The 12,009-nt window shown below is 58.8% G+C and carries 10 protein-coding genes; 3 read left to right on the forward strand and 7 right to left on the reverse strand.

Annotated elements, in window-relative coordinates; genetic code table 11:
* Window positions 1-91: 91 nt before the first annotated feature.
* Window positions 92-685 (reverse strand): transcriptional regulator BetI, encoded by a 594-nt coding sequence (gene betI, locus ACSQ87_RS02890; protein WP_223431218.1) that lies wholly within the window; start codon window positions 683-685, stop codon window positions 92-94.
* 379 nt (window positions 686-1,064) lie between these two features.
* Here betI and ACSQ87_RS02895 point away from each other — a divergent pair, with 379 nt between their 5' ends.
* Entirely contained in the window at window positions 1,065-3,014 is a 1,950-nt protein-coding gene (locus ACSQ87_RS02895; protein WP_223431235.1) for a BCCT family transporter, read from the forward strand.
* 199 nt (window positions 3,015-3,213) lie between these two features.
* Here the strand turns inward: ACSQ87_RS02895 and choV are convergent, their stop codons facing one another.
* The 3 genes from choV to ACSQ87_RS02910 all read right to left on the reverse strand — a co-directional run bounded on the left by choV (window position 3,214) and on the right by ACSQ87_RS02910 (window position 6,248).
* The gene (gene choV / locus ACSQ87_RS02900; RefSeq protein ID WP_090178813.1) at window positions 3,214-4,392 is read right to left on the reverse strand and encodes a choline ABC transporter ATP-binding protein; all 1,179 of its coding nucleotides are present in this window, start codon (window positions 4,390-4,392) and stop codon (window positions 3,214-3,216) included.
* The gene (gene choW / locus ACSQ87_RS02905) at window positions 4,389-5,234 is read right to left on the reverse strand and encodes a choline ABC transporter permease subunit (RefSeq protein WP_008151932.1); all 846 of its coding nucleotides are present in this window, start codon (window positions 5,232-5,234) and stop codon (window positions 4,389-4,391) included. Before choW ends, choV begins: the two co-directional genes overlap by 4 nt.
* A gap of 66 nt (window positions 5,235-5,300) precedes the next feature.
* Window positions 5,301-6,248: a choline ABC transporter substrate-binding protein gene (locus tag ACSQ87_RS02910; protein WP_223431219.1), complete on the reverse strand. Its 948-nt coding sequence runs from the start codon at window positions 6,246-6,248 to the stop codon at window positions 5,301-5,303.
* Window positions 6,249-6,683: 435 nt separating this feature from the next.
* Here ACSQ87_RS02910 and ACSQ87_RS02915 point away from each other — a divergent pair, with 435 nt between their 5' ends.
* Both ACSQ87_RS02915 and ACSQ87_RS02920 read left to right on the forward strand, forming a co-directional pair.
* The gene (locus tag ACSQ87_RS02915; protein ID WP_046045295.1) at window positions 6,684-8,060 is read left to right on the forward strand and encodes an L-serine ammonia-lyase; all 1,377 of its coding nucleotides are present in this window, start codon (window positions 6,684-6,686) and stop codon (window positions 8,058-8,060) included.
* A gap of 543 nt (window positions 8,061-8,603) precedes the next feature.
* Window positions 8,604-9,707 carry a GlxA family transcriptional regulator gene (locus ACSQ87_RS02920; RefSeq protein WP_033060353.1) on the forward strand — a complete coding sequence of 368 codons (1,104 nt, stop codon included), beginning with the start codon at window positions 8,604-8,606 and terminating at the stop codon, window positions 9,705-9,707.
* Between the two features lie 121 nt (window positions 9,708-9,828).
* Here the strand turns inward: ACSQ87_RS02920 and ACSQ87_RS02925 are convergent, their stop codons facing one another.
* The 3 genes from ACSQ87_RS02925 to ACSQ87_RS02935 all read right to left on the reverse strand — a co-directional run bounded on the left by ACSQ87_RS02925 (window position 9,829) and on the right by ACSQ87_RS02935 (window position 12,006).
* Complete coding sequence (locus tag ACSQ87_RS02925) at window positions 9,829-10,092, reverse strand: hypothetical protein (protein ID WP_150658433.1); 264 nt, start codon at window positions 10,090-10,092, stop codon at window positions 9,829-9,831.
* Between the two features lie 259 nt (window positions 10,093-10,351).
* Window positions 10,352-11,515: a gamma-butyrobetaine dioxygenase gene (locus ACSQ87_RS02930; RefSeq protein WP_436273325.1), complete on the reverse strand. Its 1,164-nt coding sequence runs from the start codon at window positions 11,513-11,515 to the stop codon at window positions 10,352-10,354.
* Window positions 11,516-11,529: 14 nt separating this feature from the next.
* Entirely contained in the window at window positions 11,530-12,006 is a 477-nt protein-coding gene (locus tag ACSQ87_RS02935; RefSeq protein WP_436273326.1) for a thioesterase family protein, read from the reverse strand.
* Window positions 12,007-12,009: the final 3 nt, after the last annotated feature.

Genomic DNA, 12,009 nt, shown 5'->3' on the forward strand with positions numbered 1-12,009 from the left:
ATAAGTTGGTTGGCGTTAACCACCGGGCGTGCCGTAAAGCCTTGGCAACGCTGGTCAGTGGCGGTTCAGGTGCTGAGCGGTTCTGTGTGCTCTAACTCACCTGCTTGGCCAGTTGGAAATCCATGTATTCGTAAGCGATCTGGTGCGCTTGCCCGGTGTCGAAAGCATCTCCCGACAGCGCGCCGCGCAACCACAAACCGTCAATGAGGGCTGCCAGGCCGCGGGCTGCACTGCGCGCGTCATCGAGCGGCAATACACGGCGGAACTGGCAGCACAGGTTGGAATACAGACGGTGATCGTTGATCCGCTGCAACCTGTGCAAAGACGGGTGGTGCATGCTGGTGGCCCAGAAGGCCAGCCAGGTTTTCATTGCCGGGCCATTGACCTGGCTGGCGTCGAAGTTGCCTTCGATAATCACCTGGAGGTGCGCCCGCGGGCTGCTGTCCTCCAGCGCCTGACGGCGCGCGGTGACGTTCTCGCTGAGGACACTCATCAGATACTGCGCCGTGGCAGCGATCAGGCCGTTCTTGTCCTGAAAATAGTGACTGATGATGCCATTCGAGACACCGGCCAAACGGGCGATCAGCGCAATGCTGGCGTCCCCCATGCCGACCTTATCGACAGCCTGCAACGTGGCTTCGATCAACTGCTGGCGGCGGATGGGTTGCATACCGACCTTGGGCATCTTGCACATCTCCTTAGGCCTTCCGGCGGACGTGAAACGTCTATCGGATTGAAGGCCAGTCTATTTTGTTTTGATTGAACGTTCAATCAACAAAGAATAAGATCTGCGACAATTCGTCGCTGCCTACAGGTTTTTCCTACATGTAGTTGGCGGAAAAACGACATCTGAAAACGCTCGAAACCCACACGCTCAGGCGTTCAGGGGCTTCGGGCTTTTTTCGGGCTGTCTTTATATCACCCGCTGGTCGGCTGCCAACTAAGCGATTGGTCGGGTAACGCGTTGCCTTGTGTTTTTCTCTCGCACTGCCTGGAGCATCTGTGCCATGAGTTCTGCCTCTCTAATAAAGACCCCACCCGAGAAGGTGACGGTCAACGGTTGGGTGTTCTACACCTCTACCGCGTTGATTCTGTTGTTGACCGCCATTCTGATCATCGCCCCGCAAGAGGCCGGCAGATTGCTCGGTATTGCCCAGGCCTGGTTGTCCCGCAGCTTCGGCTGGTACTACATGGTGGTGATTGCCGCTTATCTGGTGTTCGTGGTCGGCCTGGCGTTTTCGTCCTACGGCAAGCTCAAACTGGGCAGCAAGGACGACACCCCGGACTTCAGCTACGGCGCTTGGGCGGGGATGTTGTTCTCGTCGGGTATCGGCATTTCGCTGCTGTACTTCGGTGCTTCCGAGCCGCTGGACCACTACTTCAATCCGCCGGAAGGCGTGGCCGGCAGTAACCTCGCGGCACGTCAGGCGGTTCAACTGACGTTCCTGCACTGGGGCCTGCATGGCTGGGCAATCTACGCATTGGTCGGCCTGGCCGTTGCTTACTTTGCTTACCGTCATAACCAGCCGCTGGCGTTGCGTTCGGCGCTGTATCCGCTGGTCGGCGAGCGTTGGGTCAAAGGCGCGGCCGGTCATGCGGTAGACGGCTTCGGCATGTTCGTGACCCTGCTGGGTCTGGTGACGAACCTGGGGATTGGTTCGCTGCAAGTGTCGTCGGGGCTGGAAAACCTGTTCGGCATGGAACACAACAACACCAACCTGCTGATCGTGATTATCGTGATGAGCACCGTGGCGACCATCGCGGCTGTGTCCGGTGTGGAAAACGGCATCCGCCGTCTGTCCAACCTGAACATCGTGCTGTTCAGTGGTCTGCTGATTTTCGTGCTGCTGTTCGGCCCGACCCTGCACCTGCTTAATGGCTTCGTGCAAAACGTCGGCGACTACCTGAACGGCGTGGTGCTGAAGACCTTCGACCTCTATGTGTACGAAGGCGACAGTGAGAAGTCCGACCGTTGGTTGGGCCTGTGGACCCTGTTCTACTGGGCGTGGTGGATTTCCTGGGCCCCATTCGTGGGTATGTTCATCGCGCGTATTTCCCGTGGTCGCACGGTGCGTGAACTGGTGGCCGGCGTGCTGCTGATCCCGCTGGGCTTCACCCTGGCGTGGCTGTCGATCTTCGGCAACTCGGCCCTTGACCTGGTGATGAACCACGGGGCGGTGGAACTTGGCAAGACGGCGCTGGAACAGCCGTCGATGGCGATCTACCAATTGCTTGAACATTACCCGGCGTCGAAAATCGTGATCGGCGTGTCGATCTTTGTCGGTTTCGTGCTGTTCCTGACCCCGGCGGATTCCGGCGCGGTGATGATGGCCAACCTTTCGTGCAAGGGCGGCAACGTCGACGAAGATGCGCCGCACTGGCTGCGGATCTTCTGGTCGGCGGTGATCACGCTGGTGACCATCGGCCTGCTGTTCGCCGGTAACTTCGAAGCCATGCAAACCATGGTGGTGCTGGCCGGTCTGCCGTTCTCGGTGGTGCTGGTGTTCTTCATGTTCGGCCTGCACAAGGCGATGCGCCAGGACGTGCAGATCGAACAGGAGCAAGCGGAGCTCGCAGCCCGCGGTCGTCGTGGTTTCAGCGAGCGTTTGACGCAGCTGGACTTGCAGCCGAATCAGTCGATTGTTCAGCGTTTCATGGACAAGCAAGTCAGCCCGGCGCTGGAAGAGGCCGTGGTGCAATTGCGTGGCAAGGGTCTGGACGTGCAAACGTTGCTGGGCAAGGCCAAGCGTTGCATGGGCCTGCGAATCGAGATGGAAGAGGGCAACCCTTTTGTCTACGAAGTGAGTCTGGACGGCTATCTGGCGGCGGCGAGCGACATGGTTTCGGCGGAAAGTGCTGATGAACCGCGTGCACGTTACTACCGCGCCGAGGTGTACCTGCACAACGGCAGCCAGGACTACGACTTGATGGGCTTCACTTCGGATCAGATCACCCGTGACGTGCTCGATCAGTTTGAAAGCCATCGGCAGCTCCTTGGCCGGGTCTATAGCTGAGATCAGAAGTGATGCGGTAAAGCTGTTGTGGCGAGGGAGCTTGCTCCCGCTGGGTTGCGAAGCGACCCCAAGAATTTGTGAGTGCTGCGCACTCAAGCGGGAGCAAGCTCCCTCGCCACAGTTATCAGCATTCCAAGCCTGATATCTGCACTAACAAAAACGCCGCGATCTTCTCGCGGCGTTTTTGTGTGTGTTGCCTTTACCCCAGGTTCTTGCCGAGCAGTGCGTGATACAGCTCGCTGTCACCCAGAATCCCGACAACCTTGTTGTTGTCGTGCAGCACCAGCTTATTACCCGTCTGATAACGAATCTGCAGCGCATCGCGCATGCCGATGTTCGAGTCCACCAGTGTTGGCCGACGACCCAAGCCTTCAACCGCTTGCCCTGGGATCCAGTTCTGCAGGTCCAGGCTCGCGCCGTTCTGGCGAGCGCCTTTGATGGTGTTGCCTTCGGCCAGGTCCAGCCAGGAATCACCACCTGGATCGAGGCATACCGAACCGTTGATGCGTTTGCAGTTGTCCAGGGTGCGCATCAGGCTGCGACCGCACAGTACGTTCAGCGGATTGGTGTGGGCGACGAAGGTCCGCACGTAGTCGTCCGCCGGGTTCAACACGATCTCTTCCGGCTTGCTGTACTGAATGATCCGGCCGTCTTTCATGATTGCAATACGGCTGCCGAGCTTCAGGGCTTCATCGAGGTCGTGGCTCACGAAAACGATGGTCTTGCTCAGCTTGCGTTGCAGTTCCAGCAGTTCGTCTTGCAGGCCTTGGCGGATCAGTGGGTCGAGTGCCGAGAACGGTTCGTCCATCAGCAGGATGTCGGCGTCCATCGCCAGGGCACGGGCCAGGCCCACGCGTTGTTGCATACCACCGGACAGCTCGTTGGGTTTCTTGTTGCGCCATTGGGTCAGGCCCACCAGCTCAAGCTTGTCATCCACCAGTTTGCGGCGTTCTTTCTCAGGGCGACCCTGCATTTCCAGACCGAAACTGATGTTCTCGCGCACCGTCAACCAAGGCATCAGGGCGAACTTCTGGAACACCATCGCAATGCGCTTGGTGCGCATCATTTTCAGTTCTGCCGGGGTGCAGGAGGCGATGTCGATCTGCTTGCCTTCGTGCTCGACGAACAGCTTGCCGCGGCTGACGGTGTTGAGACCGTTGATGCAGCGCAGCAGACTGGACTTGCCGGAGCCGGACAGGCCCATCAGTACGCAGATTTCACCTTTTTCGACGTCCAGGCTGGCCTTTTCGACCCCAACGATCTGCCCGGTCTTTTTCAGGATCTCGTTACGGGTCATGCCTTGATCCAGCAGCTTGAGTGCCTCGCGTGGATCCTTGGAGAAGATTACGTCGACGTTTTCGAAGCGAATAATGCTCATGCGTCACCCCCTACTTTGGCTTCGGGTTGTTTGCAGATACGGTCGAGCATGATCGCCAGCAGTACGATCGCCAGGCCTGCTTCGAAGCCCAGGGCGATATCAGCAGTGTTCAGTGCGTTGACCACGGGTTTGCCCAGGCCATCGGCGCCCACCAGTGCCGCGATCACCACCATCGACAACGACAGCATGATGCACTGGGTGATACCGGCCGCGATGCTTGGCATGGCGTGGGGCAGTTCGATTCGCGAGAGCAGCTGACGTCGCGAGCAGCCAAAGGCCTTGCCAGCGTCCATCAATTCTTCCGGGACATCGCGAATACCCAGGTAAGTCAGGCGGATAGGTGCGGCAATCGCGAACACCACCGTAGAAATCAGACCCGGGACCACACCCAGACCGAAGAGGGTCAGGGTAGGAATGAGGTACACGAAGGTCGGTACGGTCTGCATCAGATCGAGCACCGGACGCATCAGTGTGTAGAACATCGGTTTATGCGCGGCGACGATGCCCAACGGCACGCCGATGACCACGCAGACCAGGGTGGCGAACAACACCTGGGCAAGGGTTTCCATGGTTTCCTGCCAGTACCCCAGATTGAGGATCAGCAGGAAGGAGGCGATGACAAAAACGGTCAGGCCCCACTTTCGTTGAATGAAGTGTGCCAGTAGCGCGATGAGGCCGATCAATGCCAGCGGGTTGAACCAGGTCAGCGCAAAAGTCACGCCGTGGATCATCGTTTCCAGTGACACGGCGATTGCGTCGAAGGTGCTGGCGCCGTTTTGCGTCAACCATTCAACGAAGCCCGCGATGTACTGGCCTAAAGGTATTTTCTGATCAATCAGCATGGTAGTGAACGTCCGCATGCAAGGAAATAAACAGCCCGGGCGAGCGAACTCGCCCGGCGTAAGCGATTACTGCGCGAGCTTGGCTTTCACGGCCTCCAGGCCTGGTTTACCGTCAATGGTGGTCACGCCAGCGAGCCAGGTATCGAGGACCTGTGGATTCTTTTTCAGCCAGGCCTTGGCGGCCGCGTCAGGCTTCATTTTGTCGTCCAGGACGTTGCCCATCAGGGTGCTTTCCATGTTCAGCGTGAACTGCAGGTTTTTCAGCAACTGACCGACGTTGCTGCATTCCTGCGCATAGCCCTTGCGGGTGTTGGTGTAGATGGTTGCCTGACCGAAGTTCGGGCCGAAATAGTCGTCGCCGCCGGTCAGGTACTTCATCTTGAAACGTGTGTTCATCGGGTGTGGTTCCCAGCCCAGGAACACCACGGCGGTGTTGCGGCGCTGGGCGCGATCGACTTGCGAGAGCATGCCTGCCTCGCTGGACTCGACCACCTTGAAGCCGGCATCTTTCAAGCCGAAGGCGTTCTTGTCGATCATGCTCTGGATCAGGCGGTTGCCGTCGTTGCCTGGTTCGATACCGTAGATCTTGCCGTCGAGTTCTTTCTTGAACTTGGCGATGTCGGCGAAATCTTTCAGACCTTTGTTATACAACTCTTCGGGGACGGCGAGTGTGTATTTTGCGTTTTCCAGGTTGGCGCGCAGGGTGTCCACGGTGCCGGCATCGCGGTAGGCCTTGATGTCGTTTTCCATGGTCGGCATCCAGTTACCCAGGAATACGTCCATGTTCTTGCCGTCGGCCAGGGACTTGTAGGTCACCGGTACGGAAATCATCGTGGTTTTGGTCTTGTAGCCGAGGGCATCGAGGACGACGCTGGTGGTGGCGGTGGTGACAGTAATGTCAGTCCAGCCGACATCGGAGAAGTTTACGGTGCTGCATTGAGCCGGTTCGGCGGCTTGAGCCAGAAACGGCAGACTCAGCATGGCGGCCAACAACAACGACGGGGAACCTTTCATGGATGGACTCCTTGGTGTTTTTTTTGGCAGTGTTCCGACTGGACCACCGCACTTATAGGTTGCGGTTGGATGGCGTTTTGGAGACATCTCTACCACGGCGCCTTGCAATCGAGTCGATACGATCATGTACCAGTGAAAATCTGACGCCTACAGGGTGCGTCGTAACCAGTACAGGGATGGTCGCATCCAGTGTCGGTGACGTCGTTTACAGCTTTTTTCAGCCCCCTTTGACCCTCTGATCCGCAAAAAAACGGCGAAAATACTGCGTAAGCGGCCTGCGGCGCTAGCGGGCATGAGTGCGTCGGTGTGGGACGTCGAACGACATGACAAAAGCCTGATGATGCGGCCATCTCGGCGGATTGCAGCTTGAGCGTAGCAGCTCCGTCACTGGGCGCTTTTGCGTCTGGAGTTGGCACATCCAGGAGTTCGGCAGTAATGGCTATCAGTGTTTTCGACCTGTTCAAAATCGGCATCGGCCCTTCCAGTTCGCACACCGTGGGGCCTATGCGCGCCGCGGCGTTGTTCGTGCAAGGTTTGCGTGAGCAGGGTCTTTTGGAACAAGTACGGCGCGTCGAAGTTCAGCTTTATGGTTCGTTGTCGGCCACCGGCATCGGTCACGGCAGCGACAATGCAGTGATCATGGGCCTGATGGGCGAATGGCCGGACGCGATCGATCCGTCGCAAATCGGCATTCGCATCGAAACCCTGCGAGAAACCCACACGCTGTTGCTCGACGGTCGTTTGTCGGTCCCGTTCATCTGGGCCCGGGACATGCGCTTGATCGACGAGAACCTGCCGTTCCACCCCAACGCGATGACGCTGATCGTCGAAGGTGATGACGGCGAGCTGCATCGCGACACCTACTATTCCATCGGCGGTGGTTTTGTCGTTGATGAGGCACAGGCTTCCAGCGGTGTGGTCGATCTGGACCGCACCGTGCTGCCGTACGATTTCTCGAGCGCCGCCGAACTGCTTAGCCTCTGCAAGCAGCACAACTTGCGCGTTGCAGAGTTGATGATGGCCAACGAGAAAGTCTGGCGTAGCGAAGAGGAAATCCGCGCCGGCCTGATGACACTCTGGCGCGCCATGCAGGATTGCGTGGAGCAAGGCCTCAAGCACGAAGGCATTCTGCCCGGTGGCCTGAATGTGCGTCGTCGCGCGGCCAAACTGCACCGCAGCCTTCAAGAACTGAACAAGCCCAATGTGATCGGCTCGACCTTGAGCGCCATGGAATGGGTCAACCTGTTCGCCCTGGCGGTCAACGAAGAAAACGCCGCTGGCGGGCGCATGGTCACGGCGCCGACCAATGGCGCGGCGGGGATCATTCCGGCGGTGCTGCACTACTTTATGAAGTTCAGCGAGGTGGTGACCGACGCCAACGTAGTCGACTATTTCCTCAGTGCGGCGGCGGTAGGGATTCTGTGCAAGAAGAACGCTTCGATTTCCGGTGCTGAAGTCGGTTGCCAGGGCGAAGTCGGTTCGGCCTGCGCCATGGCTGCGGCCGGGCTGGCGGAGATTTTGGGGGCGACACCGGAGCAGCTGTGTAACGCGGCGGAAATCGGTCTGGAACACAACCTCGGCCTGACCTGCGACCCGGTGGGCGGGCTGGTGCAAGTGCCGTGCATCGAGCGCAATGCGATTGCTGCGGTGAAGGCGATCAACGCGGCGCAGATGGCGCTACGTGGCGACGGTCAGCACTTTATCTCGCTGGATCGGGTGATCCGCACGATGCGCGATACCGGCGCCGATATGCATGACAAATATAAAGAGACATCGCGCGGTGGGTTGGCGGTTAGCGCGGTTGAGTGCTGATACCGAGTTGACTTGTGGCGAGGGAGCTTGCTCCCGCTGGGGCGCGAAGCGGCCCTAAAATCTTTACGACTGCTGCGCAGCCGAGCGGGAGCAAGCTCCCTCGCCACACCAGACCAGACCAGTCAAAACTGCGCACTAAGTGAACACCCGATTCAAAACGCGCCACGTTTTGGCGCGTCGCTTACAGACAAGCGGCTTCACCTGGATCACGGATCCAGGTTGGCCACTACCGCCTGTCACCCGTGCTTGCGGTGACACTCTTCACCAGGTCGCTGTAGCCCTGTTCCCACAAGTGCTACCGATTTGCTCACGCCCAACGGGGCCGAGCGCCTCCCGCCGATAATGGCACTTATAACCCCCACTCCGCGCGCGTCATATATAGACACATTCCGACGTCGTTTTCAGGAGTTATTGAACGGCCATTCAACTTTAGGCATGGCAATTGCTCTGTCATTACAAAGCCCGTCTCCCACGCGAGAACGATGGCAATAACAAGAGCCTCCGCCTGAGGCCATCACCCGCTTTGTGTGAGGAGATACCGCGATGACGACGTTCAACTCCGGGGCCCAACCCCAGAACCGTGCGCCTCAATCCATCGGCTTTTTGCTGCTGGACAATTTCACGCTTATTTCTCTGGCCTCCGCAGTAGAACCCCTGCGTATGGCCAACCAGTTGTCCGGTCGCGAGCTGTATCGCTGGAGCACGCTTACTGTCGACGGCGGTCAGGTCTGGGCCAGTGACGGTCTGCAGATCACCCCCGATTGCTCCATGCACAAAGCGCCGCCCCTGGACACCGTGATTGTCTGTGGCGGTATCGGCATCCAGCGCACTGTTACCCGTGAACACGTTTCGTGGCTGCAAAGCCAAGCGCGTCAGTCGCGCCGTCTCGGAGCGGTCTGCACTGGCAGCTGGGCCCTGGCGTGCGCCGGCCTGCTGGATGGTTTCGATTGCAGCGTGCATTGGGAATGCCTGGCCTCGATGCAGGAAGCTTTCCCGCGTGTGGCCATGAGTACCCGCCTGTTCACCCTCGACCGTAACCGTTTCACCAGCTCCGGTGGCACCGCGCCGCTGGACATGATGCTGCACCTGATCAGCCGCGATCACGGTCGTGAACTGTCAGCCGCGATTTCGGAGATGTTTGTCTACGAGCGTATTCGCAACGAGCAGGATCACCAGCGTGTGCCGCTCAAGCACATGCTCGGCACTAACCAGCCGAAGTTGCAGGAAATCGTTGCTCTGATGGAGGCCAACCTGGAAGAGCCGATCGACCTCGACGAACTGGCGGTGTATGTCGCCGTGTCCCGTCGTCAACTGGAGCGGCTGTTCCAAAAATACCTGCACTGCTCGCCGTCGCGTTATTACCTGAAACTGCGTTTGATCCGCGCCCGGCAGCTGCTCAAGCAAACGCCGATGTCGATCATCGAAGTGGCGTCTGTTTGTGGCTTCGTGTCCACGCCGCACTTCTCCAAGTGCTACCGCGAATACTTCGGCATTCCGCCGCGTGACGAGCGCGTAGGTTCCAACACCACGCAACAAGTGGCGATGATGCCGCTGCCGCAAGCACTGGTGTTGTCACCGTTGTCCGGGCCGTTGTCGGCGTTGAGTCAGGCGCGTAACGAGTCGACGTTTGCCAGCGTAAGGCTCTAAACCGAGGCGCCTGCTTCGCGAGCAAGCCCGCTCCCACATTTAACCGAGTTCTCTCTGGGGGAATGCGGTCAAATGTGGGAGCGGCGGTGCGACGATTCGACTTGCTCGCGAAGACGGTTTATCAGGCGCTACGGCTCTGTTGATACTCCGCCAACGCGGGCAGCAATTGCCTGTCGATGGCCTGGCGCACGGCCGGCAGAATGGTCGCGCTGCTGGTGTACATCTGCTTGACCATGGTCCGCAGCGTCATCGCCCGTTCATCGTTCAAGCCTCGCACTGCACATTCGCAAGCCTGCTGTGCTGTAGAGCCACTCGGTACTTGAAAACCCAACGATTTCAGCTGGCCCAACAGGTCTTCCTGGTCAATCAAATCGGCGTGCATCATGACGCAATCCTTCTTCAGGGAACGGTGTCGTGGTTCGATTCTCATAGGGGTGCGGGGTGGCGGCAAGGACGATTTGTCGCAATGGCCGCAATACCTATGAACAGGTCGTTTTCGGCTAACTTGCTGCGGATAGGAGTGGGCACACTGGAGTCAGCTGGCTTCACGAAGGTTTGGTCACCCTCGCGCAACGGCTCCTCAACAGTACCCACCTCTGCCCCGATCCTGTCACGGCTTGATCGGGGTTTTTTTTGCCTGAGGTTTAACGCTGCAGGACGAGGATGCGCGACAACAATTCATCACGGTCGACATAGCAACCCTGAAAATGCCGGGCGCCGGTGGCGGGGTCGAAGGCGTTGCGGGCGTGGAGGGTGCGGCGGTTGTCGAAACACCACATTTCGCCGGGGTTTAGCCGCGTCATCACCCGGAATCGCGTTTCCCGGGTCATCGCAATAAAGCGGCGGTAGGCGTGATAGAGAGCGGGCATCTGCTCGGCCGACGCATCGAACGGACCGCGCAGAAAATTCGCCATGCGGATTTCCGAAACCTGCCCAAAGGCATCCAGCGCGATGATCGGCGCGAGACAGCGGTAGTCGCTGTGGCGGTCTTTGTTGCGGAACTCCACAGGTATTTCGCAAAGGCTTTTGAACGCCTCGGGATCTTCATCGCGCAAGGCTTCGGCAATGGCAAAACCGTCGACGAAAATACTCTCGCCACCCTCGGCGTCATTCACCAGGCAATGCAGAAACTGCAGCCCCGGTTGTAACTCCCGGGTTGGCAAATCGCTGTGCAGTGGCAGGTTGAAAGCGGTGTAGGCATTGCTGTCGGCATCAGCCTTGGATTGCACGTTGAACAGCACGCCAAAATTGCTCTCGCGGATGAAGGAAATTCGCTGGGCGATCAGCTTCAGCGAGCCCGGCTCGGTGGGCACACCGCCGACCTGAGTCAGGCCGATGTCGCGCACGGCCAGCAGCCATTGCAGCAAGGCGTCGTTGTCGTTCATCAACGCCTGGTAGTCGAACACCGGCAGCTTCAGATTATGGTTCCAGAGCTGACTTTTGGGCTTGGCGGCCCGGCGTTCGGCGCGGGACTCATCGTCGTAGGCGTGGGCCCGTAACCAGCCAGGATCGAAGCGGCTGAGATGGCCGTCCTGCCAATCGACACGCAGGCAGCCTTCGGCATCAATGCTGACGTTCGAGGGCTTCAGGTTTTCGGCGACGTCGACGATTTCCAGCACTTGTTCGCGGGTGACGGTGTAGACGCACAGCGGGCACGGGCAGTTGTCCCGCAACCACTGATGATGAAACGGGCTGACACGGTCATCGGCCCACTTCACTTGAATTCGGTCCGCCAGGGTGTGTACGGCGGTCAACGCGCTGATCAACGGGTAGGTACGGAAGTCGGCAAAAGCGGCGGCGGTGTTCAATGGCGATCTCCTTGTTATTTTTTAGGGGGTAATGCGATCACTCGGCCGATGTAGTCGGGGGCGGGAAGGTCGGTTTGCTCGGCGACGATGGCTTGCAGCTTGCTCAAGGTGTCTTCGCTGAACGGTGCGGAGCGCGGCCCGGCGAGGTCGACGTGCAGCAGCATTTGCTCGTTGCCCGCCAGCTCCTTGTCATCGCCTACCAAATGCAGGCTGTGATAGAGGTGCAGGCGTTTGCTGTCGTGACCGATGATTTGGGTGTGCACTTCGACGTCGGCGTCGAGCTTCACTTCGTGCAGGTAATTGAGGTGCAGTTCGAGGGTGAACAGCGAGTTGCCGCTGGCTTCGCGGTTGTTGCTGTCCATGCCCAGACGATCCATCAGCGCGTCGGTGGCGTAGCTGAAGATGAGCAGGTAGAAGGCGTCGCGCAGGTGGCCGTTGTAGTCGACCCAGTCGGGGATGATTTTGGTTTGGTAGGTGGTGAGGGCGGGCATGAT

Source organism: Pseudomonas sp. LjRoot277, from assembly GCF_964253845.1.
Classification (GTDB): Bacteria; Pseudomonadota; Gammaproteobacteria; order Pseudomonadales; family Pseudomonadaceae; genus Aquipseudomonas.